The organism is Amycolatopsis sp. NPDC051371 (assembly GCF_040682155.1).
In the GTDB taxonomy this organism is placed as follows: Bacteria; Actinomycetota; Actinomycetes; order Mycobacteriales; family Pseudonocardiaceae; genus Amycolatopsis.
In genome coordinates this window covers 68385-91009 of record NZ_JBFBAG010000039.1, presented here as the reverse complement: position 1 = coordinate 91009, position 22625 = coordinate 68385, and the positions used below count along the sequence as shown (strand labels likewise).

The window sequence follows — 22625 nt, the reverse complement described above, 5'->3', positions numbered from 1 at the left end:
TTAGATTCGGCCGGCTGAGAAGAACACCGAATTACGCTCACCGGCGGGAGGATCGGAGCCTCGATGGACGAACTGGATTCGGCGTTGCTGACCCTGCTGCAGGAGGACGCCAAGCAGACCAACAAGGAGCTCGCCCGCAAGCTGCACATCGCGCAGTCGACGTGCCTCGAACGGGTGCGGGAGCTGACCCGGCGCGGGATCGTGCGCGGGCACCACGTCGACGTCGACCTGAAGAAGATCGGCCGGCCGGTGCAGGCGATGGTGGCGGTGCGGCTGCGTCCGCCCGACCGCGCGGTGATCGAGTCGTTCCGCGCCTTCGTGGCTGGGCTGCCCGAGGTGCTGTCGGTGTTCGTGATGTCCGGCAGCGACGACTTCCTGCTGCACATCGCGGTCGCCGACAACGACCACCTGAGCGGGTTCGTCCTCGACCGGCTGACCCAGCGCAAGGAGATCGTCGACGTCCGGACATCGGTGATCTTCAACCACTTCCGCCGCACCGTGCTAACGCCGGTGGCGCCCGACGCGTGAGCGTCAGCGGCGCCCGAAGTACTCCTCGATGATCTCCCAGCGCGCGAGGTTGTGCTTCGCGTCCGCCAAGGCGTCGTGCTGGTCGGTGGGCGCCGACGGGAGCTTCGGCTTGCCCGCGTCCTCCCACCGCTGACGCAGGTCGCGCGTGAAGCGCGGCAGCTGCCGCGGCAACGCCGGCATGGGGCCCCACAGCTGGGCGAGCGCGACGTGGTCGTACGCGGCGAACCACGCCCACAGCTCGATCCCGCCCGGCGGCTTGCCGAAGAATTCCAGCAGGTCGGCGCGGATCTTCTCGCGGCTGCGCCACGCCCGGTCGGCCGGCGACGGCAGCTTGTCCAGGACGTTGTCCCGGACCCACTGGCCCGCCTTCGCAGGGTCGAACTCGGTCGAAACCGCGTAGAACTCGCGGCCCCGTTCGTCAACGACACCGATGGACACCAGATCGATGGTCACGCCGTCTTCGATGAATTCGGTGTCGTAGAAAAAACGCACTGGTGAACAGTAGTGGGTCAGCCGACCTTGCTCTCGGGCACCCGGGCGGCGTCCTGGGCGGACGGCTGGGCGGGCACCTTCGGCTTCACGCCGGCGGCCTCGGCGGCCAGCAGTTCCTTCGCCTTCGCCGCGTAGATGTCGACGTACTCCTGGCCGGACAGCTCCATCAGCGCGTACATGATCTCGTCGGTGATGGACCGCTCGATGAAGCGGTCACCGGCGAGACCCTCGTACCGGGAAAAGTCCAGCGGCTTGCCGAACCGGACTTCGAGGCGGCGCGGCCACCACATCTTGGAGCCGATCGGGTTGACCTTGTCCGTGCCGATCATCGCCACCGGAACGACGACGCCGCCGGACTCCAGGGCGATCCGGGCGACGCCGGTCTTGCCCTTGTACAGCCGGCCGTCCGGGGAGCGGGTGCCCTCGGGGTAGATGCCGAGCAGGTGGCCGGCCTTGACCAGGCGGGTCGCCGTGTCGAGCGCGGCCTGGGCGGCGTTGCCGCCGGAGCGGTCGATCGGGAACTGGCCGACGCCGGTGAAGAACCACTTCTTGAGCAGGCCCTTCAAGCCGGGCTCGGTGAAGTACTCGGACTTGGCCGGGAACGTCACCTTGCGCTTGACGCGCAGCGGCATGAAGAACGAGTCCGCGACGGCCAGGTGGTTGCCGGCCAGGATCGCGCCGCCGGTCTCGGGGATGTTCTCCGCGCCGACGACCTTGGTCGGCCACAGCGTCTTGAGCAGCGGTCCGATGAATACCCACTTCATGAGCCAGTACAGCACCGGTGCCTCAGTCCTCCATCGCAGCTCAACCCCTGTCACCCGCGCCGACCAGACTACGAAGCCCGGTGGCCGCCGCACAACGGAGACCACCCGGTTACCACTCGGCAGCGATCGATCTCACAGGGAATTCCGGGCCCGGGCGGAGCCCCACAACGTCCGCGAGCCGTGAGAGCATGGACGAATCCACCGCTCACACGGAAGGCGATCGCATGGGCGTGCTCGCCGGCGCGGAACCGTTCGGCCACACCGGTTCGGCCGAGACCGGGTTCCTGCTCTGCCACGGGTTCACCGGTACCCCGGCGAGCATGCGGGCCTGGGGTGACCACCTGGCCGGGGCCGGGTTCACCGTGCGCTGCCCGCTGCTGCCGGGGCACGGCACCCGCTGGCCGGACCTCAACCGCACGACGTGGGAGGACTGGTACGGCGCCGTCCGTGAAGCCCTGCTCGCGCTGCTGTCGACGTGCAAGACCGTGTTCGTCGGCGGCCTCTCGATGGGCGGCACGCTCACCCTGCGCCTGGCCGAGGAGTTCGGCGACCGGATCGCCGGGATCGTGCTGGTCAACCCGTCGGTGACGCGGCTGAAGTGGGACACGAAGCTGCTGCCGGTGCTGGGCCGGATCATGCCGTCGGTGCCGGCGATCGCGAACGACATCAAGAAGCCGGGCGAGACGGAGCTGGCCTACCCGCGCACGCCGGTGCGGGCCGCGGCGAGCCTGGCGAAGCTGTGGGCGATCGTGCGCGCGGACCTGGGCAAGGTCACGCAGCCGGTGCTGCTGCTGCACTCGTCGGTCGACCACGTCGTCGAGCCGGTGAACTCGCAGCTGGTGCTGCGGGGGGTCTCGAGCACCGACGTCACCGAGGTCGTACTGGAGAACAGCTACCACGTCGCGACGCAGGACAACGACGCCGAAGTCATCTTCACGCGTAGCGTCGAGTTCGCGAAGGCGCACGCCGCACAGCCTGAGGAGACCGCATGAGCCGGGGGAAGGACGGGCCGGAGGACGTCGACGCGACGTTCGCCGAGATCGTCGCCGACCTGCGGGCCGACGGGTTCGGGCTCCCCGAGGAAGACACCGCCGACGCCGCCGACACCGCCGACAAGGCCGGGAGCGCCGGCACCGCGGGGTCCGGGGCCGGCGCGGAGACCGAGTCGCGCCGGGCGCCGGACCGGCCCGCCGATCCGCCGGCCGTGGACACCCCGCCGGAGCCGGGCTGGCGGTCCGGGGGCACGTCGTGGGACGCGACGATGTTCTCCGACGACCCGGCCGGCGACGACGAGCACTACGTCCCGCCGGAGCCGCCGCCGCTGCCGCGGCCGAAGATGGGCGCGTTCCTCATCCTGCTGCTGTTCCTGGCCGGGCTGTTCCTGCTGATCCTGCCCGGTGCGATCGGCGTGGGCCCGACGGTGGCGACGCCGCTGGGCATCCTCGCGCTCGCGACGTCGATCGCGTTGCTGCTGCTGCGCGTCCGGCAGGGCCCGCCGCCCGGCGCCGACCCCAGCACCGGCGCCCAGGTCTGACCCAGGCGCGATGACCATCGAGTTCAGCCCTTCGCGGCGATCGACCGTCGGCGCGGAGTGGGAGCTCGGCCTGGTCGACCGGCGCAGCGGCGAGCTGTCCTCGGTGGCCGAGCGGATCCTCGAGGCGGTCCGCCCCGACGGGCGGGCCGAGCACCCGAAGATCAAGCAGGAGCTGCTGCTCAACACCATCGAGGTCATCACCGGCGTCTGCGAGACGATCGCCGAGGTCAAGGCGGACCTGGCCGGGTCGCTCGACGTCCTGCACGGCGTCGCCGACCCGCTCGGCGTCGAGATGTTCTCGGCCGGGACGCACCCGTTCTCGAACTGGTACCAGCAGAAGGTCACCGACAAGGAGCGGTACGCCAAGCTGATCGACCGGACCCAGTGGTGGGGCCGGCAGATGCTGATCTACGGCGTGCACGTCCACGTCGGGGTCGACCACCGCGACAAGGTGCTGCCGATCCTCGACGCGCTGCTGAACTACGCGCCGCACCTGCAGGCGCTCTCGGCGTCGTCGCCGTACTGGGGCGCCGAGGACACCGGGTACGCGTCGAACCGGGCGCTGATGTTCCAGCAGCTGCCGACGGCCGGGCTGCCGTTCCAGTTCCGGAAGTGGGCCGAGCTGGAGAGCTACGTCGAGGACATGTTCACCACCGGCGTGATCGACCACTTCTCGGAGATCCGCTGGGACATCCGGCCGGCGCCGCACCTGGGCACGATCGAGATGCGCGTCTGCGACGGTCTCCCGACGCTGGAGGAGGTCGGCGCGATCTCGGCGCTGACGCAGTGCCTGGTCGACGACTTCAGCGAGCGCCTCGACGACGGCGAAATCCTGCCGACGCTGCCGCCGTGGCACGTCCAGGAGAACAAGTGGCGCGCGGCCCGCTACGGCACGGACGCGATCGTCATCCTGGACGCGGCCGGGCGCGAACGGCTGGTCACCGACGACATCGCCGACCTGCTGGACCGGCTGGAGCCGGTGGCGCGGCGCCTGGACTGCGTCGCCGAGCTGCGCGACGTCGAGACGACCCTGCGCCACGGGCCGAGCTACCGGCGGCAGCGCGCGGTGGCGGAGGCGCACAAGGGCAGCCTCAAGGCCGTGATGGCGTCGCTGGTCGCCGAAATGCGCGACGGCATCGTGAAGGGCTAAAGCTTGTCGAGCTGGGTGCGGAGCGTGCCCGGGCCGAGGATCGACGCACCGAGGGCTTCGACGCGCCTTTTCAGCTCACGGTCGGCCGTCGCCACCAGGACCTTCGCCTTCTGCTGCCCGACGACCTCGACGATCTTCGAGTCGCCGTCGGTGTCGGCGGCGACGACCTCGACGCTTTCCGTTCCCGTGACGTGCTTCGCCTTGCCTTCGACGACCAGGATGATGCGCGGCCACCAGGTGACCGCCGCGTCGTCCGGGTCCGGCACGCCGGCTTCGGCGAGCTTCACGAGCTGGTCGCGCAGGCGCTCGGCGGCGCCGTGCCGGTCGCGCCACCAGCCGTCCGGCCGCGAGCCGACGACGTTGGCGGCGTCGACGACGAGCACCAGCTCCCGCCCGACGCGGTCGCGCAGGTCCGGCCAGGCAGCGGCGAAGTCGCGGTGCAGCCGGTACTCGGGGACGTCGTCGGGGTTCACCCAGCGCACCTCCGCACTTTCGGTGTTGGCGACCCGCGCCTCGGCGCCGTCGGCCAGCGCGAGGACGGTCGTGTAGCTCCACTCCCCATGGTCCACCACGGAGGCCGACACCGCGCGGAAGGCCTCGGCGGGGATGGAGGCCTCTTCGAACGCTTCGCGGGCGGCGGCGGTTACCGCGGTTTCGCCGGCTTCGATGGCACCGCCGGGTAATGCCCAGGTGCGGCCGTGGTGCACCCACCAGGCCCGGCGCTGCAGGAGGACGCCGCGCGCGGGGTCGACGAGCAGCAGGCCGGCGGCGCCGTAGCGGCCCCAGTGCAGGTGCCCGCAGGAACACTTGACGAAGACGCTCGCGGACGGGGCACTCACCCGGCCAGCCTGTCACACTCCCGGCCATGACCCGGTTCGATCAGCTCAAGCCCAGATTCTTGACCGAGGCGCTGTCCGGCCGCGAGCTTCCCGGAGGAGTGAGTCAGACCGGGGTCTTGGCCGCTTCCAACGCCAACGCCGCCGCGCCGACGATCGCCGTGTCGTCGCCCAGGTGGGCCGTGCGGATCCTCGCCAACGGGCGGTGCCGGGCCCCGGTGATCGCGCCCGCGTAGTGCTCGCGGGCCTCGTCCAGGAACAGGGGTGCCGACTCCGACACTCCCCCGCCGATCACGATGATCTCCGGGTCGAACACGTCCGCCACCAGCGCCAGACCCTCGCCCAGCCACTTCGCCAGCTCGGCCATCGCCAGCTGCGCGATCGGGTCGCCGTCGCGGGCCGCGCCGGCCACCCGGCGGCCCGTCACCGAGCCCGGGTCGCCCGCGACCTGCGGGGCCAGCACCGTCGAGCGGCCCGGGTGGCGGGCCAGCAGCTCCACCGCCGTCGCCGCCAGGGCCGTTCCGCTGCAGTAGCGCTCCCAGCAGCCGTACTTGCCGCACGGGCACGGCCGCCCGCCGCGGACCACCGTCAGGTGGCCCAGCTCCGGCGCCACGCCGTACGCGCCGCGGAACAGCTTGCCGTCCAGCAGCAGGCCCGCGCCGATGCCCGTGCCCAGCGCCACCAGCGCCGCCACGTGGGCGCCGCGGGCCGCGCCGAAGCGGTGCTCGCCCACCATCGCCGCGTTGACGTCGTGCTCCAGCAGCACCGGCAGGCCGACGCGTTTCTCGATCCGGTCCGCGACCGGCGCGCCGCGCCACGCCAGGTGCGGCGCGAACATCACCGACCGGCGGTCGCGCGCCACGAACCCGGCCACGGCCAGGCCGACGCCCGCCACCTCGTGCCGGTTGCGCAGGTCCTCGATCACCCCGGAGATGGCGTCCTCGAGGGCGCCCTCCTCGCTCGGCGTCGCGACGCGTGCCGTGTCGAGCAGGGAGCCGCGCTCGTCCACCACGCCGGCCCGGACGCTCGTCCCGCCGACGTCCACCCCTATCGTCCGCACTCAGCTCTCCCACTCGTCGCGCCGGCGGACGGCGATGTGCTGCACCCGCACCGACGCGGAGGCATCCGCCGTTGGCCGCGGCGCGGGCCGGAACCCGGGCATGTGCACGCCCTCCTCCGGTTCCCAGCGATCCGCGAGCACCGCTCGGAGCAACGCCACGAGCTGCGCCAGCTGTTCCAGCAGGCGGGCCGCGAACTCGGGACGTTCCCCACGCACAACGGCGACGATCGCACACAGCGGACACCAGCCGCACGTCGAACCGTCGGGTTTCGCCTGGTCAGGGTCCCCGTGCCCGGCGGCGACGACGTCCTCCAGCCACGGCGCGGCCTTCTCCACGACCATCTCCACGAGCAGGCGGAGCTCCTCCGCGAGCCGCGGTCCGGCCGCCTCGTCCTCTTCGCTCACCCGCGTCCCCGGTTCCCGGCCAGGCTCACGAGCAGGCCGTCGGCGTCGGATTCCGCGCCGGTGATCCGGCACGGCCGCAGCGACTCCGGCAGGGCGATGAGCCTGCGGAAGCCGTCCACGGTGATCGCCAGGTCGTCGTCGACGCGGGCGAGGTCGACCTCGGCGTCCCGGGTGAGCGGGATCGCGATGCGCAGCGTGTACCCGTCCGGCGCCGGGCGGACCCGCAGCAGCGGGGTGACCGGGGTGCCGTCGCCGTCCAGCGGGTCGCCGTCGCGGTAGAGCTCGGCGGCGATCTCCAGCAGCGCGGGCAGCCCGACCGGTTCGACGGCCCGGTGCTCGACGCGGGACACCGCCGTGAACCCGGCGCCGGAGAGTTCGGCCAGCACGGCGTCCTGCTGCGTCCGGCGGGTGCGCAGCCACGACGCGGCGCCGCCGCGCCAGAACCCGGGCGCGGGCATCAGCCGGTTGGCGATCAGGCCGTCGACGGCGATCCCGCGCAGGGCGAGGGAGCTGAGCGTGCGCCGCGCTTCGGCGACGACGACCCGCTCCGGCGTCAGCACCAGCCGGACCGTGGTCACCGACGGCTCGGTCAGCAGCGCGCGCAGGCCGTCGAGGTGGGTGCCGAGGCGGCGCACCGACTCGGTGACCCGGCCACGGCGGCCGAACGCACGGGTCAGATAACCGGAGACGGCTTCGGGCAGGGCGAGCAGCCGCAACGTCTCGGCCGTCGGCCCGCAGTCGACGACGATGGTCTCCCACGGCCCGTCTTCGGCGAGCCGGCGGACCTCGGTGAGGGCGAGCAGCTCGTCGACGCCGGGCAGGACCGTCAGCTCTTCGGCGTCCAAGGTGTCGAGCCCCGCGCCGGACAGGGCCGTCTGCAGCTCGGCCCGCAGCAGGTGCCAGGTGGTGTCCACCAGCGTCCGCGAGTCGATCTGGACGGCCGAGAGCAGCGCGTCCACTTCGGACGGTTCGGCGCCGAGCGTGTGCCCGAAGGCGTCGCCGAGCGAGTGCGCCGGGTCGGTGGACACGACGAGCGTCTTCCTGCCGCGACCGGCCAGGGCGGCGCCGGTGGCCGCGGCCAGCGTGGTCTTCCCGACACCCCCCTTGCCGGTGAACAGCAGGATCCGCACGCGGCTACCCCTCGGCCCGCTTCTTGAGCTCCTTCAGCGCGGTGTCCATGACCATCTTCTCGGCCTTGCGGCGCAGCAGGCCGATCATCGGCAGCGCCAGTTCCACCGAAAGCGTGTAGGTGACCCGGGTCCGGCCGCCGAGGTCCTCCAGCGCGTACCGGCCGTTCTGCGCCTTCTGCATCTGGCCCTTGACCAGGTGCCAGCTGACGCCGAGGCCGTCGCCGTCCCAGTCGTACTCGAGGGTGTAGACGTCCTTGATCGGGCCCGCGTCGAGGGTGAGCTTGACCTGCTTGGCCCGCCCGTCACCGTCGGTGTCGAGGACCTCGGTCTGCCGGACGGCCTTGGCCCATTCCGGGTACGCGGGGAAGTCGGCGATCACGGCCATCACCCGGCTGGGCTCGGCGTCGACCTCGATGGACTGTGTGGACTGCTCGGCCATGGGACGAAGCGTAGCCGCCGCGGTCGGTCACCAGCGCAGCACGTACGGCTGCCCGGTCTCCTTGAAGTGACCGACGTTACGGCACTCGGTCAGGCCGACCCGGGCGCGGGGCGCCAGCGGCTGGTGCACGTGCCCGAACACCGACCAGCGCGGCCGCTGGGCGTGGATCAGCTCCAGCAGCGCCGTCGAGCCGATCTCGCTGCGGCGCGCGACGACGTCGTAGGTCAGCTCCGGCAGGGCAGGGGGGCCGTGCGTGCAGAGGACGTCGACCTCGGTCAGCGCGGCCACGCTGCGGTCGTAGTCCTCGCGATCCCGCAGGTAGGGGCGCCAGGCGGCACCCTTGCGGCGGCGCGGGACGACGCCGTCGGGAAGCAGCGCGCCGCCGACGAACCCGAACCGCAGGCCGCCGATCTCGGCGACCTCGCCGTCGAGCACCCGGATGCCCTCGCCGGCGAACTCGGGCCACAGCGCCGGGGTGTCGACGTTGCCGGGGGTGGCGTAGGTGGGCGCGGTCATCGCCGCGAAGAGCGCCGCGTACTGGGTGCGGATGGCCTCGTCGACGGCGCCGGCAGGGTCGTCGAGGCTCGCCCACAGCGTGCGCGAGAAGGCAACGGTTTCGTCACGGGTGCCCTCGCGGCGCAGGCGGGCGAACTCGCCCACCTTTTCCGCACCGAACAGGGCACCCATGATGCCCTTTTCGTGCTCCCGGTAGTCGACGAAGTCCAGCAGGTCGCCGAGCACGACCAGCGCGTCGGCCCCGTCCCCCGCCCGCTTCAGCGCGTCCGCGTTGCCGTGCACGTCCGAGACGACGTGTACCCGCACCCCTGGCCCCCTCTAGCTTTCGCCGCGCGGAGGAACGCCGGGCTCGCGCCCGTCCTCCAGGATCTCCTTGAGCCCGAGCGCGATCACCTTCGCCGCGCGCGCCCGCCGGTCGAACTCCCGGCGCAGGTCGCGTGGCCCCAGCTCCCGGGGCGTCCCGGCCGCGTCGGCGGGGGTCGCCCGCAGGAAGTAGTGCAGCAGGGTGCCGTCGAGCACCGGCTCGAGCCAGACCTCCATCGTACCGACGAGCGCGCCCCGCACGGTCCAGCGCAGACCCTTGTCTCCCCGGTCGGTGTAGACCTCGAGGACCAGGTCGGGCCAGTAGCGCCGCCAGGACGCCGGTTCGGCGAAGACCGCGGCCACGGTGGCCGGCGGAACGGCGAGGAACGTCTCGTCGACGATGTCGAGTGAGGGTGGCGCGTTCACGTGCGAAGAATGTCACGCCCTCGCCGTGCGACGCCGATCAGCATGGTCTTAAGGTGCTCACCACGCTAAGTTGACTGGCGGGTAACAGCGGTGTCGCCTGCCGCACGCGTTGAACACGGAGGTCCACGTGCGCGAATACAGCGCTCCCGCCGGCAAGCCGGTGGCCGACGACGAGAACATGTCCGATGTCGTCTGGGCGAACGCCGAGCGGTTCTCGGACGTGGTGAGCTTCCGCCGCCAGGTCGACGGAACCTGGCTGGACGTCACGGCCAAGGAGTTCGCCGGTCAGGTGCTGGCGGTGGCCAAGGGCATGGCCAAGGCCGGGATCGGCCGCGGCGACCGCGTCGCCATCATGTCCAAGACCCGCTACGAGTGGACGCTGGTCGACTTCGCGATCTGGGCCGCGGGCGCGGTCACGGTCCCGATCTACGACACCTCCTCCCCCGAGCAGGTGTACTGGATCCTCTCCGACTCGGCCGCGAAGGCCGTGTTCGTCGAGACGGCCGGCCACGCCGGTGCGGTCGAAGAGATCCGCGACCGGCTCACCGACCTCGACCACACGTGGCAGTTCGACGGCGACACCCCCGCCGTCGAGACGCTGGCCGCGATGGGCGCCGAGCTTTCGGACGACGAGCTGCACGAGCGCCGCCGCGAGGTGAGCGCGGGCGAGCTCGCCACGATCGTCTACACCTCGGGCACCACCGGCCGCCCCAAGGGCGTCGAACTGACCCACCGCAACCTGCTGGCCGAGATCCGCGCCGACATCGAGGCGTTCCCGCAGCTCATGGAGCAGGGCAACTCGCTGCTGGTGTTCCTGCCGTTGGCGCACGTGCTGGCCCGCGCGATCGCCGTGACCGCGCTGTCCGCCCGCGTCACCCTCGGGCACACCCCGGACGTCAAGAACCTGGTCGCCGACCTGGGCACGTTCCGGCCGACGTTCGTCGTCGCGGTGCCGCGTGTGTTCGAGAAGGTCTACAACTCGGCGAAGCAGAAGGCCCACGGCGACGGCAAGGGCAAGATCTTCGACGCCGCCGAGGCCACCGCGGTCGCCTACAGCGAGGCGCAGGACAAGGGCGGTGCCGGGGTCGGGCTCAAGCTCAAGCACCTGGTCTTCGACAAGCTCGTCTACGGCAAGCTGCGCGCGGCCCTCGGCGGCCGCTGCGTCGCGGCGGTGTCGGGCGGTGCCCCGCTCGGCGCGCGGCTGGCGCACTTCTTCCGCGGCATCGGCGTCCCGGTGTTCGAGGGCTACGGCCTGACCGAGACGTCCGCGGCGGCGAACGTCAACACGCAGACGGCGTTCCGCGTCGGCACGGTCGGCAAGCCGGTCAACGGCACGTCGGTCCGCATCGCCGACGACGGCGAGGTCATGCTCAAGGGCGACGTCGTGTTCCAGGCGTACTACAACAACCCGCAGGCGACGGCCGAGTCCCTCACCGACGGCTGGTTCCACACCGGTGACCTGGGCGAGCTGGACTCCGAGGGCTTCCTCAAGATCACCGGCCGCAAGAAGGAGATCATCGTCACGGCGGGCGGCAAGAACGTCGCCCCGTCCGGCCTCGAGGACACCATCAAGGCGGCCCCCCTGGTGAGCCAGGCCATGGTGGTCGGCGACCAGCGCCCGTTCATCGCCGCGCTGGTCACCGTGGACGAGGAGTACTTCCCGTCCTGGAAGTCCCAGCACAACAAGCCTTCCGCGGCCACGGTCGCGGACCTGGCCACCGACGCCGACCTGCTCGCGGAGATCCAGGCCGCGGTCGACGAGGCGAACAAGCAGGTGTCGAAGGCCGAGGCGATCAAGAAGTTCACGGTGCTGGCCAACGACTTCACCGAGCAGGGCGGCGAGATCACGCCGAGCCTGAAGCTGAAGCGCAACGTGGTGACGAAGAACTACGCGAACGACATCGAAAGCCTCTACAAGAAGTAGCGACGGGGCGAAGGGGCCACGGCGGCCCCTTCGCCTCACGCGCGCGTGAACCCGTGGCTGCGCTCGACCTTCGCCACGTGCAACGTGTAGCTCTCGTACCACTCGGCCCGCCCGCGCTGCTGTGCCGCGCGGTGTTCTGCGTTGGTCCGCCACTCCCTCAGCGCGTCGCCGTCGCGGAAGTACCCGACGGTGATGCCCAGCCCGCCGGGGGTCTGCGCGTGGTCCATCCCCAGGTACCCGGGGACCTCCTTCACCAGCTCTTCCATGCGGGCGTTCGTCTCGCGGTAGCCGCTCTGCTCCGGGGTTCGCACCGTGGTGAAGACCGCCAGGTAGTACGGCGGTTCGAAGGCCCCGACGGGCGCTTCCGGGTGATCGCTCATGGCGCCACCGTAGAGAGGGCCGCCCCGGCGGGCCACCGGTTTCTCACGGGGTGCGCAGCGCCGCGATGTGGTCGCGGTACCAGCGGTAGCTCGCCCGGGGGGTGCGCTCCTGCGTCGCGTAGTCCACGTGCACCAGGCCGAAACGGTGCTTGTAGCCGTGCGCCCACTCGAAGTTGTCCAGCAGCGACCAGCAGAAGTACCCCCGCAGGTCGACACCCGCCGCCGCGGCCGTGCGCGCCGCCTCGATGTGCTCGCTCAAGAACGAGATGCGCTCGTAGTCGGCGAGATCGCTCCGGTCGGCGTACACGCAGCCGTTTTCGGTGACGTACATCGGCGGCAGGCCCGGGTAGCGGTTGTGCAGGCCGACCAGCGCTTCGGTGAGGCCTTCCGGCTCGACCGGCCAGCCCATGCCCGTGCGCGGGACGTCCGGCAGGCGCGTCGTGTCCACGCCGATGTCGGCCACGGTCCGCCGGGCCGGGTCCGGCTCGCGGTGCGGCGCGTCCGCGACGTGCATCCGGTAGTAGTAGTTGACGCCCAGGTAGTCGAGGGGGACGCCGATCGTCTCCAGGTCGCCGTCGTGCCGGAACGAGAAGTCCGAGACGCCGTCGAACATCGCCGCCAGGCCCGGCGCGTACCGGCCGCCGAACAACGGGTCGGTGAACTGGCGCCGCAGCAGCGTGTCCTGGCGGGCCGCCGCCGCGGCGTCCGCGGCCGAGTCCGTCACCGGCACCGCGGGCGACTGGTTGAGCACGATCCCGAACTGGTGCTGCGGCGGCGCCTGCGCGCGCATCGCCCGCACCGCCAGGCCGTGGCCGAGCAGCAGGTGGTGGGCGGCGGCCAGCGCGCCGTGGCCCTCCCGCACGCCCGGCGCGTGCCGTCCTTCGCCGTACCCCGCGACCGCGCACGGGTACGGCTCGTTCAGCGTCGTCCAGTGGTCGACGACGTCGCCGAGCTCCTCGTGCACCAGCGCCGCGTACTCGGCGAAGCGCAAGGCGGTGTCGCGCGACCGCCAGCCGCCGTCGTCTTCCAGTGCCTGCGGCAGGTCCCAGTGGTACAGCGTCAGGAACGGCTCGATCTCCCGCTCCCGCAGTGCTTCCACCAGCCGCCGGTAGAAGTCGAGGCCCCGGCGTTCGGCGCGCCGGCCGTCCGGCTGGATCCGCGGCCAGGACACCGAAAAGCGGTAGGAGTCGACGCCGAGGTCGCTCAGCAGGCCGAGGTCGGCGTGCCAGCGGTGGTAGTGGTCCGCCGCCGGCTCGCCGGTGTCACCCCCGGCCACCGCGCCGGGGACCGCCGCGAAGGTGTCCCAGATGGACGGTCCGCGGCCGTCCGCGGTGGTGGCCCCCTCGATCTGGAACGCCGAGGTGGCGACGCCCCAGCGGAAGCCGGGCGGGAAACTGGTGGTCACGGTGATCTCCGGGAGGTCAGCCCTTGAGCGCGCCCTGCATGATGCCGCCGACGATCTGGCGGCCGAACAGCAGGAACACGAGGAGGACGGGGACGGTGCCGATGGTGGCGGCGGTGAGCACGAGGGTGTAGTCGGTGGTGTAGCCACTGGCCAGGGTGGACAGTGCGGTCTGGACGGTCGGGTTCTCCGGCACCAGCACGACCAGCGGCCAGAAGAAGTCGTTCCACGCCTGCATGAACGTGAACAGCCCGAGCACCGCCGCGGCCGGGCGGGCGGCCGGCAGCGCGACGTGCCAGAACAGCCGCAGCGAGTTGCAGCCGTCCATCCGCCCGGCTTCGAGCAGCTCCAGCGGCAGCGCCCGTTCGAAGTACTGGCGCATGAAGAAGACGCCGAACGCGGTGACCAGGCCGGGCACGATCACCGCCTGCAGCTGCCCGGCCCAGCCGAAGTCGGCCATCATCATGTAGAGCGGCACGACGCCCAGCTCGGTCGGGATCGCCTGGGTGGCGACCACGAGGAGCAGCAGCAGGGTCCGGCCGCGGAACTTCAGCTTGGCGAAGGCGAACCCGGCCAGCGTCGAGAACAGCACCACGGACACGGTGATCGTGCCCGCGACGATCATCGAGTTCCCGAGCGCCAGCGCGAAGTCCGTCTCGTCGAAGACACGGGCGATGTTCTCGAACAGGTGCCCGCCGGGCACGAGGACCGGCGGCACGCTGCCGACCGCTTCCGACGTCTGCGAGGAGACGACGAACGACCAGTACACGGGGAACGCCGAGCCGGCCAGGATCGCGATCAGCGCGGCGTAGGTCCACGGGCTCGCGACCCGGCGCACGAGGCGCCGGGCCCGCCCGGGGGCCGCCGGCGGCGCGGGCGCGGCCGGGGTCAGCACGGTGGTCATGTCGGCTCCTCAGTCCGTTTGGATGCGCCGGGTCACCAGGTACGACACGCCCGCGACGAGCATCGTGGCCACGGCCAGGATCAGCGCGATCGCCGAGCTGTAGCCGAAGTCGTACTTGGTGAAACCCTGCTCGTAGAGGTAGAGCGCGGCGGTCTGGAACTGCCGGTCCGAGCCGCCGGTGGCCGCCGCCGTGCCGGGGTTGAACAGCAGCGGCTCGGCGAGCAGCCGCATGTTCCCGGTCGTCGCGATGACCGTCGAGAAGATGATCTGCGGCCGCAGCAATGGCACCGTGATCCGCCAGAACTGCTGCCACCCCTTCGCGCCGTCGAGGGTGGCCGCCTCGTACATGGTCGAGGGGATCGCCTGCATCGACGCCAGGAAGATCAGCGCGTGGTAGCCGGTCCAGCGCCACACCACCATCGCCGCGATGGCGGTGTGCGAGCTGGCCGTGCCGGCCTGCCAGTCGACGTGCCCGCCGCCGAACCAGCTCAGCACCCAGTTCACCAGCCCGAAGTCGCGGCCGAAGAGCTGCGCGAAGATGATCGTCACCGCCGCCACCGAGGTGATGTTCGGCAGGATCATGCCCATCCGGAACATCGTCCGCCCGCGCAGCCTGCGGTTGAGCAGGTGCGCGATGCCCAGCGCGAACAGGATCTGCGGGATCGTGGTCAGCAGCCACAGGCTGACCGTGTTCCCCATCGAGTTCCAGAAGTACGGGTCGTGGAACAGCAGCTGCTCGTAGTTGCCGAACCCGATGAACGTCGCGCCCTCGGCGTCGAGCAGGTTGCGCTTCTGCAAGGACACGAAAGCCGTGTAGAGCAGCGGGAACAGCCCGAAGACGCCGAAGATCAGGAAGTACGGGCTGATGAAGCCGAACGGCGACAGCTTGACGTCCCACTTGTGCCGCCGATCGGCGAAGCTCAGCGTTTTTGCCGAACCCATCACTTGATCTTCGCGACGTCACCGACCAGCTGCTGCCAGGCCGCCGCGCCGTCCTGCTTGCCCTGCTCGACGCGCTGCATCGCGTTGCCGAACTCCGTCTGGACGTCGCCCGCCTTCGGGCCCTGGTACTGCGGGTTCAGCTTCTTCGCGGCGTCGGTGAAGAGCTTGCCGACCGGCGCGTTGTTGAAGAACGGGTTGGTGTAGCCGGTGATCTTCGGGTCGTCGTAGAGCGACGGCGTCGAGGGCAGCAGGCCCTGGCTGGTGAAGACCTTCGCCTGCTGCTCGGGCGCGGTCAGCCACGCGGCGAGGTCGGCGGCTTCCTTGGTGTGCTTGCCCTGCTTGGGCACGGTCAGGTACGAGCCGCCCCAGTTGCCGCCCCCGCCAGGCACGGCCGCGACGTCCCACTTGCCCGCGGTGTCCGGCGCCTGGTCCTTGATCTTGGTCATCATCCAGGCGGGGCAGGTGACGGTGGCGAACTGGCCCTGGGTGAAGCCGGTGTTCCAGGTCGGCGTGCTGTAGAGCAGGCCGGCGGAGAGGTTCGCCTTGACGGCGTCGACGACCTGGTCCCAGCCGGTGCGCAGCGCCGGGTTGCTGCCGACGACGAGCTGGTCGCTCTGGTCGTAGTAGCCGACCGGGGCCTGGCCGAAGATCGCGTTGAGCACGGTCGGGCCGCCGTCCATCCACTTGACACCGTTCGGCGCCTTGGCCTGGAAGCGCTTGCCCGCGTCGAAGAACGCCTGCCAGGTGGGCCAGAGCGCGGAGACGGCGTCGCGGTCGGCGGGCAGCTGGGCCTGCTCGAACAGGTCGCGGCGGTAGCAGATGGCCAGGCCGCCGACGTCGGTGCCGTAGCCGATCTGCTGCCCGCCCTTGGCCAGCGACGCCGACCACTTCCAGCCCAGCCAGCGGTCCTTGAGCTTGTCGCCGCCGACGGTGTTGAGGTCGACGAACTTGTCCGGCGTCGCCTTGAACTGGGCGACGTACCCGGTGTCGATCGCTTCGATGTCCGCGGCGCCACCGCCGGTGGCCAGGTGCGCGGCGAGGTTCTTGTGGTGGTCGGAGTAGGCCGCGGTCCGCTCGGTGATCTCGATGTCCGGGTGCGCGGCCTGGTACTCCTTGATCAGGTCGGTGTAGCCGAAGTTGCCGAAGAGGCCGAGGCTGAGCTTGACCTTCCCGCCGCCGCCGGCGTCACTGCTGCCGCAGGCGCTCAACGCGGTGACCGCGGCCAGGCCGGCGCACACCGCGCCGGCGATCAGGCGGAACCGGCGGGTTGTCGTTTTCGGGCGCATGAGATCTCCGTTGTTCTGCGGGCCGATCGGAAAACGCGGGACCCATGAGAGCGCTCCCAGTGGTCGTTCGTCAAGTAACGAAATAGTAACGTGCCTCGGCATTTACCCAGTCAGAGATCATGTGCTAGGAATGTAACCGGTTACAGTACAGGAGGTCGCCATGGTCACGGCGCGCGAGATCGCCCAGCTCTGCGGGGTTTCGGTCGCGACCGTGTCGCGGGTGTTCAACCGCCCCGCCACGGTGAGCGCGACGACGCGCGAAAACGTCGAGCGCGTCGCCCGGGAGCTCGACTTCTCGCCGAACGAGTCGGCGCGGGCCCTGTCACGGCAGCGCTCGGCGATGGTCGGGCTGGTCTGGGACACCGACCACCGGCGGCCCGGCTGGCGGCACCCGTTCCTGCAGGACCTGTTGCTGGGCCTCAAGTCCGCGCTCAGCTCGCACGGCTACCACCTGCTGATGCTCGCGACGAGCGACGACGCCCGCGACCGCAACCCGGGCGTGTCGCTGGCCGACCCGATCGCGTACGTGAGCATGACCCGGCGCCACCACCTGGCCGGGCTGGTGCTGATCGACAGCGGGACCGACGCCGAGGCCTTCACCGCGTTCGCCCAGTCCGGGCTGCCGTGCGTCGCGGTCGACGTGGCGCTGTCAGGGCCACGGGCGACCTACGTGACCTCGGACAACGCGGCGGGCGCGGCGGAAGCCGTCCGGCACCTGGCCGCTCTCGGGCACGACCGGATCGCGACGATCACCGGCCCCCGCGGCAACGCCCCCGCCGCCGCCCGCACCGAGGGCTACCTGCGCGGGCTGGCCGAAGCCGGGCTGCCGGCGCGCGAGGACTTCGTGGTCACCGGGGACTTCTACCGCGAGAGCGGGTTCGTCGGGATGCGGCGGCTGCTGGCCCGCAAGGACCCGCCGACGGCGGTGTTCGCGGCCAGCGACGAGATGGCGGTCGGCGCCCTGCTGGCCGCCCGCGCGGCGGGGCTGCGGGTACCGGCCGACCTGGCTGTCGTCGGCTTCGACGACATCGAGGTGGCGTCCCTGGTCGACCCGGCGCTGACGACGGTGGCCCAGGACAAACCGGGCTTCGGCACCGCGGCGGCCGGGGCTCTGCTGGCGATGATCGACAACCAGGAGGCACCGGAACCCGTGCGCCTGCCGACGAAACTGGTGATCCGCGACTCCTGCGGCGCCTGAGATCAGCGGCCGGTCAGATACTCGGCGCAGATCTCGTCGAGGACGCGCCGGGCCTCCACCGCCTCGCGGTCGGCGCGGCCCCGGGTGCGGGCGCAGGTGCCGAGCGTCTTCCAGAGCGCCCAGCCGCGGCCGCGCGCCCAGGTCGCGTCGTCGACGGCCAGCCGCGCACGGAACGCCCGGCGGCCGTCGGCGGTCAGCAGCGTCCAGGCGATCGCCAGGTCGCAGGCCGGATCGCCGGCGCCGCAGGTGCCGAAGTCGATGACCGCGGCCAGCTTCCCTTCGCGGAGCAAGAGGTTCCCCGCGGCGACGTCACCGTGGAACCAGCGCTCCACACCGTCCCAGGGTGCGGCCAGCGCGGTCGTCCAGATCTCGCGAGCCAAGCCTTGGCCGTCGAGTGCGCGCTGAACCAGCTCGTCGTAGGTGCCCAAAGTGCCGCCGCGGAACCAGTTGTGCTTGCCCGGCCGCGGCGCACCGGTGGTGTCGACGCTCTGCAAAGCCACCAAGAACCCGGCCAGGTCGGCCGCGAACCGGACAGGGTCGGCGATGCGGTCCGCGCTCGCGGGCTCGCCGTCGAGCCACGGGTGGACCGACCACGCGAACGGAAAGTCCGCGCCGGGCCGGCCTTCCGCCAGCGGAACGGGGATGGGCAGCGGCAACTGAGGCGCGAGTGCCGGCAGCCAGCGTTGTTCCTTCGCGACCGCCAAGGCGTACTCGGCCGCGCTGGGCAGCCGCGCCGACATCGTGTCGCCGAGGTGGAAAGTGCGGTTGTCCCAGCCGCCGTTCGCCACAGGACGGACTTCGAGACCGGCCCACTGCGGGAATTGCTCGGCGACGAGCCTGCGGACCTGGTCCGCTTCGACGGCGATGCGCTGGGGCGGCGGCCCGAGCGTGCTCACCGGATCTTCGCGTCCCAGTCGATGTGGTGCGAGTAGAGCCAGCCCGGCTTTTCGCCGACGTCACCGCCCGCGCTCGACTTCACCAGCTTTTCGACGCGCTCGCGCCGCAACTCCTCGTACGCGGCGAAGGCCGCCTTCGAATCCGGCAGGTCGCGCAGGCACTGCGCCAGGATCACGCCGTCCTCCATGGCCATCGACGCGCCCTGCGCCGCGGCCGGCGAAGCAGCGTGCGCGGCGTCGCCGGTCAGGACCATCTCCCGCGTCGACCAGACGCGCGTCTCGGGGACGTCGTAGGAATGGCCGCCGAACACCTCGTCGCCGGTGGCGGCGATGATTTCGGCGCAGGGCAACGGTTCCCCGGCGAACGCCGCGTGCGCGAACTCGCGCCAGCCGGCCGGGGTGACGGCCGCGATCTCCTCGCGGGACCGCTCGGGGTCCGGGATGCGGGCGAACCAGAACGTGGCGCCGTTCGGGTCGGTCGTGAACCCGAAGGCCGCCTTGGTGCCGCGGACCATCCGGTAGATTCCGGGCGCCGACGGCAAATCGGGCGCGCGCGTGTAGCCGTAGACGACGGTGAGCCCGGTGTAGCGCGGCTCGTCCGCGGCCGGGTCGATCAGCCGCCGGACGACCGAGCGCAGGCCGTCGGCGCCGACCAGGACGTCCCCGGTCTCGGTGGTGCCGTCGGCGAACTCGGCCGTGAGGCCGTCCGGCCCCGGCTTCGCGCTCACCAAGCGTTTTCCGCGCTCCAGCGGCACACCGCGGCGCGCGGCTTCGTCCTGCAAGACACGGTAGAGCGTCGCGCGGGTCAGCGTGCGCGGACTGTCGACGCCGTCGGTGTCGAACTCGCGCCGCCCCAGGGTTTCCCCGTTCGGGGCGACCAGCTCGACGCCGTACGCCGCGAAGGACGCGTCGATCACCGGCCGGTCGGCGCCGATCGCGCGCAGGGCGTCCATGCCGTTGTGCATGATCGTGAGGAACGCGCCGACGTCGTCCCCGCCGGCCGGATAGGCCTCGAAGACCACCGGATCGTGCCCGGCCAGCTTCGCCGCCATCGCCGTGACCGTGCCGGCGATCCCGCCACCCGCGACCAGAACTCGCACCGTGCTCCCCCTCGTGGACTCCGCGTGCCGCCGACCACGACGTTACCGTGACGGCGGCACGCGGCGCTCACTCCTTGGCGCCACTGGTGGCGATGTCGCCGTTGAGGCCGCGTGGGTAGAAGCCGCCCGAGGAGACCTTGTCCGGGTTGAGGTAGGCGATGTTGAGCACGCGGTCGGCGGAGCGGCCGAACGCGATGCCGTTGGCGTCCGCGGGGACGAGGTTCGCCTTGCCGTCCTTGAGCACGCCTTCGTCGTCGTCGGCCTTGCCGTCGAGGCTGTCGCGGGCGTCGGAGATCTTGTTCGTGACGTCGCCGAGGCCGCGTTCGAACAGCTGTCCGCGCACGATGCCCGCGTGGTAGGCCTCGACCGCGAGGATGCCCGCCGCCGCGTCGAGGAAGGTCTTGTTGTTCACCAGCGGCGCCGCGCCCTTGTAGGCGGACACGCCGACGTCCTCGAACAGGAACGCGGCGAGCAGGAAGTTGTTCTCGCTCGCGAACGGGTCGAAGGTCTGGCCTTCCTTGATCACTCCCGCGGCCTGCATGGCGGCGGTGAAGCTGTTCTGGAAGTCGATTTCGGGCTGCGCGACGGCGGCTTTGTCGAGCGCCTTGCGCAGGAACGTCACGTGGGCGACCTCGTCGCCGGCGATCTCCTGGACGATCTGCTTGGTGTGCTCGCTCTTGAACTTCACGGCGTGCCCGCCGGAGACCTTGCCGAGGTTGCCGACGCCGTTGACGTACTTCTCGTTCAGCCCGTAGCCGTAGACGGCGAACGAGTACAGGTTCGCCTCGAGGTACTCCAGGTTGAGCGCGAAGTTCAGCACCGCGGCGTCGCTGGCGGCGGCGTCCTGCGCGTTCTGCTCCGGGTACTGCGAAGTCGCGCCCGCCGAGCCGAGGCCCAGCGACAGCGCGGTTCCGAGCGCACCGGCGCCCGCGACGCCGAGCCCCGCCGCTCCCGCAGCCTTGAGGAAGCGGCGGCGGTCGGTCGCGTTCTCCGCGCTGCGCTCGACGAGCTGCTGTGTGTAGCGTTTTCCGAACACCGGGGGACGTCCTCTCGTGACGAGTTCGTCCACCTCACCCAACGGTGATACGTACCTGGACGGCCCCCGGCTCGGTCAAATCGGAAAAAAGTTCTTCCCGATTTCGTTTGCCCAGGTCAGGCGCGTTCGGCCGCGGCGAGCCGGACGCACACGGCGAGCGCGCGGACGGCCTCCTCGACGTCGGCGAGCACCGGGAACGTCGGCGCGATCCGGATGACCGCGTCGGCCGGGTCGTCGCCGTGCGGGTGGGTCGCCCCGGCGGGGGTCAGCGCGACGCCGGCCTCCTTCGCCAGCCGCACGACCTCCTTCGCGGTGCCCTCGGGCACGGTCAGCGACACGAAGTACCCGCCGGTCGGCTTGGTCCAGGTCGCCAGGTCCGAGAGTTCCTCGGTGAGGATGCGGTCGACGGCCGCGAACTTCGGGCCGATGACCTCGGCGTGCTTGCGCATGTGCGCGCGGACGCCGTCCTCGTCCTTCAGGAAGTGGGCGTGACGCAGCTGGTTGACCTTGTCCGGGCCGATCGTGCGCTTGCCGATGTTGCCGACCCACCAGGCGAGGTTGGCCTCGGACGCGCCGAAGAAGCCGACGCCGGCCCCGGCGTAGGTGATCTTGGAGGTCGAGCCGAAGACGAACACGCGGTCGGCGTTCCCGGCCTCGGTGGCCAGCGCGAGGACGTCGGCCAGGGCCGGCTCGTCGTCGGTCAGGTGGTGCACGGCGTAGGCGTTGTCCCAGAAGATCCGGAAGTCGGGCGCCGCGGTGGTCATGGTGGCGAGCCGCTTGACGACGTCGTCACTGAACGTGACGCCGGTGGGGTTGCTGTACTTCGGCACGCACCAGATGCCCTTGACGGCGGAGTCCTCGGCGACGAGGTGCTCGACGACGTCCATGTCGGGGCCCTGGTCGGTCATCGGCACCGGGACGAGCTCGATGCCGAAGCGCTCGGTGAGCGCGAAGTGCCGGTCGTAGCCCGGGACGGGGGCGAGGAACTTCAGGGTGGGCTCGTCGGCCCAGCGGCGCTCGGCGCCGGGCAGCTTCGACAGCAGCGCCTGGACGACGGCGTCGTGCATCAGCTCGAGGCTGGAGTTGCCCGCGGCGAGCAGCTGCTCGACCGGGACCTGCAGCGCGCCCGCGAAGATGCGGCGCAGCTCGGGCAGGCCCTTGAGGCCGCCGTAGTTGCGGACGTCGGTGCCGTCCTCGGCCTTGAAGGTGCCGTCGCCGGGGAGGTCGAGCAGGCCGTTCGCGAGGTCGAGCTGCGCCGGCGAGGGCTTGCCGCGGGTGATGTCGAGGGAGAGGCCCCGGTCGACCAGGGCCGCGTAGTCTCGGCGGGCAGTGTCGACGTCGACGGAAGCAGTGGTCATGGCGTCAACGCTAAACCCGGCGTCGATACCATTTCGGGGCGGGTCCTGGCTAGGGTGGTTGGTGTGCACTTGGTAGTCCACGCCGACCAGCGGCAGTTCTCGTTACGCGACTCCGGTTCCCGGCTGGACGGCAGCGGCTGGACGGCGCTCGCGGTGGAATCCCACCGGATCGGCGCGGAGCCAGGCGGCCTCGCAATCGCCACGGCGCGCTCGGACCTGGTGGAGTCGTCGATCACGCTCCTCCCCGCACCGCCTGCGTTGGCGGCCGACGCCGAGCACGTCGTGGAAGCGGATCTTCCGGTTCCGAGCGGGAAACTCGTGATTTCCGGTCCTGCTGATTACCCATCGCAGGAAAAGTTCTTTTCGGTGCTGCCGGGGCTTTACCGGGCGCGGGTGTCGTACGTGCCGGCCGGGCCGCCGTCGGTGGACTGGAACGACCACGAGTACGGGGAGCATTACCGGTACGTGGTGGAGATGTGGCCGGTGACGTCTCCATCGGGGGTGGAAGTAGTCCGGCAGGGTGCAGCGGTCTGGGATGGATAGGTCGGTCTGAGCGGGCTTCGGTGCGGTGGGCCACGTAGTGGGTAGTGGCCGATGGCGTGATCCGGCTACGCCG

General features: G+C 71.2%; 25 protein-coding genes. 7 read left to right on the top strand and 18 right to left on the bottom strand.

Annotated elements, in window-relative coordinates:
- The first annotated feature begins 63 nt into the window (after positions 1–63).
- Positions 64–528, top strand: a complete 465-nt coding sequence (locus tag AB0M59_RS37880) for an Lrp/AsnC family transcriptional regulator (protein ID WP_364625056.1) — start codon at positions 64–66, stop codon at positions 526–528.
- A 3-nt stretch (positions 529–531) separates the two neighbouring features.
- Here AB0M59_RS37880 and AB0M59_RS37875 read toward each other — a convergent pair whose 3' ends face one another.
- The gene (locus tag AB0M59_RS37875) at positions 532–1020 is read right to left on the bottom strand and encodes a polyadenylate-specific 3'-exoribonuclease AS (protein ID WP_364625054.1); all 489 of its coding nucleotides are present in this window, start codon (positions 1018–1020) and stop codon (positions 532–534) included.
- Positions 1021–1037: 17 nt separating this feature from the next.
- Positions 1038–1799 (bottom strand): lysophospholipid acyltransferase family protein, encoded by a 762-nt coding sequence (locus AB0M59_RS37870; RefSeq protein ID WP_364625052.1) that lies wholly within the window; start codon positions 1797–1799, stop codon positions 1038–1040.
- 209 nt (positions 1800–2008) lie between these two features.
- On the opposite strand from AB0M59_RS37870, the gene AB0M59_RS37865 reads away from it, so the two are divergent.
- From AB0M59_RS37865 to AB0M59_RS37855, 3 genes are read left to right on the top strand one after another with little or no spacing between them, the layout of a single operon-like run.
- Positions 2009–2776, top strand: a complete 768-nt coding sequence (locus AB0M59_RS37865; protein ID WP_364625050.1) for an alpha/beta fold hydrolase — start codon at positions 2009–2011, stop codon at positions 2774–2776.
- Complete coding sequence (locus AB0M59_RS37860; protein WP_364625048.1) at positions 2773–3318, top strand: hypothetical protein; 546 nt, start codon at positions 2773–2775, stop codon at positions 3316–3318. Before AB0M59_RS37865 ends, AB0M59_RS37860 begins: the two co-directional genes overlap by 4 nt.
- A gap of 10 nt (positions 3319–3328) precedes the next feature.
- The gene (locus AB0M59_RS37855) at positions 3329–4468 is read left to right on the top strand and encodes a glutamate--cysteine ligase (RefSeq protein ID WP_364625046.1); all 1140 of its coding nucleotides are present in this window, start codon (positions 3329–3331) and stop codon (positions 4466–4468) included.
- On the opposite strand, the gene AB0M59_RS37850 is transcribed toward AB0M59_RS37855, so the two are convergent.
- The 7 genes from AB0M59_RS37850 to AB0M59_RS37820 all read right to left on the bottom strand — a co-directional run bounded on the left by AB0M59_RS37850 (position 4465) and on the right by AB0M59_RS37820 (position 9583).
- Positions 4465–5307 carry an NUDIX domain-containing protein gene (locus AB0M59_RS37850; RefSeq protein WP_364625044.1) on the bottom strand — a complete coding sequence of 281 codons (843 nt, stop codon included), beginning with the start codon at positions 5305–5307 and terminating at the stop codon, positions 4465–4467. The two genes, AB0M59_RS37855 and AB0M59_RS37850, sit on opposite strands and share 4 nt — an antisense overlap.
- Before the next feature lie 103 nt (positions 5308–5410).
- Positions 5411–6349, bottom strand: a complete 939-nt coding sequence (locus AB0M59_RS37845; RefSeq protein ID WP_086678753.1) for an ROK family protein — start codon at positions 6347–6349, stop codon at positions 5411–5413.
- Between the two features lie 15 nt (positions 6350–6364).
- A complete protein-coding gene (locus AB0M59_RS37840) occupies positions 6365–6769 on the bottom strand; it encodes a hypothetical protein (protein ID WP_364625042.1) in 405 nt (134 codons plus the stop codon).
- On the bottom strand, positions 6766–7899 hold the full coding sequence (locus AB0M59_RS37835; protein ID WP_364625040.1) for an ArsA family ATPase: 1134 nt from the start codon (positions 7897–7899) through the stop codon (positions 6766–6768). The genes AB0M59_RS37840 and AB0M59_RS37835 overlap by 4 nt, the downstream gene beginning before the upstream one ends.
- 4 nt (positions 7900–7903) lie before the next feature.
- Positions 7904–8338, bottom strand: a complete 435-nt coding sequence (locus tag AB0M59_RS37830; RefSeq protein WP_086678751.1) for an SRPBCC family protein — start codon at positions 8336–8338, stop codon at positions 7904–7906.
- A 27-nt stretch (positions 8339–8365) separates the two neighbouring features.
- Positions 8366–9160 carry a metallophosphoesterase gene (locus tag AB0M59_RS37825; protein WP_364625038.1) on the bottom strand — a complete coding sequence of 265 codons (795 nt, stop codon included), beginning with the start codon at positions 9158–9160 and terminating at the stop codon, positions 8366–8368.
- A 12-nt stretch (positions 9161–9172) separates the two neighbouring features.
- Positions 9173–9583 (bottom strand): polyketide cyclase / dehydrase and lipid transport, encoded by a 411-nt coding sequence (locus tag AB0M59_RS37820; protein WP_364625036.1) that lies wholly within the window; start codon positions 9581–9583, stop codon positions 9173–9175.
- A 127-nt stretch (positions 9584–9710) separates the two neighbouring features.
- Here AB0M59_RS37820 and AB0M59_RS37815 point away from each other — a divergent pair, with 127 nt between their 5' ends.
- Entirely contained in the window at positions 9711–11507 is a 1797-nt protein-coding gene (locus tag AB0M59_RS37815; RefSeq protein ID WP_364625034.1) for an AMP-dependent synthetase/ligase, read from the top strand.
- 35 nt (positions 11508–11542) lie between these two features.
- On the opposite strand, the gene AB0M59_RS37810 is transcribed toward AB0M59_RS37815, so the two are convergent.
- The 5 genes from AB0M59_RS37810 to AB0M59_RS37790 are packed head-to-tail and all read right to left on the bottom strand — an operon-like array spanning position 11543 to position 16421.
- Positions 11543–11887: an antibiotic biosynthesis monooxygenase gene (locus AB0M59_RS37810; RefSeq protein ID WP_364625033.1), complete on the bottom strand. Its 345-nt coding sequence runs from the start codon at positions 11885–11887 to the stop codon at positions 11543–11545.
- A gap of 43 nt (positions 11888–11930) precedes the next feature.
- Positions 11931–13292, bottom strand: coding sequence for a GH1 family beta-glucosidase (locus tag AB0M59_RS37805; RefSeq protein WP_364625032.1), 1362 nt, complete (start codon positions 13290–13292; stop codon positions 11931–11933).
- Between the two features lie 16 nt (positions 13293–13308).
- A complete protein-coding gene (locus AB0M59_RS37800; RefSeq protein ID WP_364625030.1) occupies positions 13309–14193 on the bottom strand; it encodes a carbohydrate ABC transporter permease in 885 nt (294 codons plus the stop codon).
- Positions 14194–14202: 9 nt separating this feature from the next.
- A complete protein-coding gene (locus AB0M59_RS37795) occupies positions 14203–15135 on the bottom strand; it encodes a sugar ABC transporter permease (protein ID WP_364625028.1) in 933 nt (310 codons plus the stop codon).
- Positions 15135–16421 carry an extracellular solute-binding protein gene (locus AB0M59_RS37790; RefSeq protein ID WP_364625026.1) on the bottom strand — a complete coding sequence of 429 codons (1287 nt, stop codon included), beginning with the start codon at positions 16419–16421 and terminating at the stop codon, positions 15135–15137. The genes AB0M59_RS37795 and AB0M59_RS37790 overlap by 1 nt, the downstream gene beginning before the upstream one ends.
- Positions 16422–16581: 160 nt before the next feature.
- Between AB0M59_RS37790 and AB0M59_RS37785 the strand changes: the two genes are divergently transcribed.
- Positions 16582–17619 (top strand): LacI family DNA-binding transcriptional regulator, encoded by a 1038-nt coding sequence (locus AB0M59_RS37785; RefSeq protein ID WP_364625024.1) that lies wholly within the window; start codon positions 16582–16584, stop codon positions 17617–17619.
- 2 nt (positions 17620–17621) lie between these two features.
- Here AB0M59_RS37785 and AB0M59_RS37780 read toward each other — a convergent pair whose 3' ends face one another.
- From AB0M59_RS37780 to AB0M59_RS37765, 4 genes are all read right to left on the bottom strand, one after another.
- Entirely contained in the window at positions 17622–18515 is an 894-nt protein-coding gene (locus tag AB0M59_RS37780) for an aminoglycoside phosphotransferase family protein (protein WP_364625022.1), read from the bottom strand.
- Positions 18512–19615 (bottom strand): FAD-dependent monooxygenase, encoded by a 1104-nt coding sequence (locus AB0M59_RS37775; RefSeq protein ID WP_364625021.1) that lies wholly within the window; start codon positions 19613–19615, stop codon positions 18512–18514. Before AB0M59_RS37775 ends, AB0M59_RS37780 begins: the two co-directional genes overlap by 4 nt.
- A 67-nt stretch (positions 19616–19682) precedes the next feature.
- Positions 19683–20651, bottom strand: coding sequence for a ferritin-like domain-containing protein (locus AB0M59_RS37770; protein ID WP_364625019.1), 969 nt, complete (start codon positions 20649–20651; stop codon positions 19683–19685).
- A gap of 116 nt (positions 20652–20767) precedes the next feature.
- Positions 20768–22009, bottom strand: a complete 1242-nt coding sequence (locus tag AB0M59_RS37765; RefSeq protein ID WP_364625018.1) for an aminotransferase class I/II-fold pyridoxal phosphate-dependent enzyme — start codon at positions 22007–22009, stop codon at positions 20768–20770.
- 63 nt (positions 22010–22072) lie between these two features.
- Between AB0M59_RS37765 and AB0M59_RS37760 the strand changes: the two genes are divergently transcribed.
- A complete protein-coding gene (locus tag AB0M59_RS37760; RefSeq protein WP_364625097.1) occupies positions 22073–22552 on the top strand; it encodes a hypothetical protein in 480 nt (159 codons plus the stop codon).
- Positions 22553–22625 lie beyond the last annotated feature (73 nt).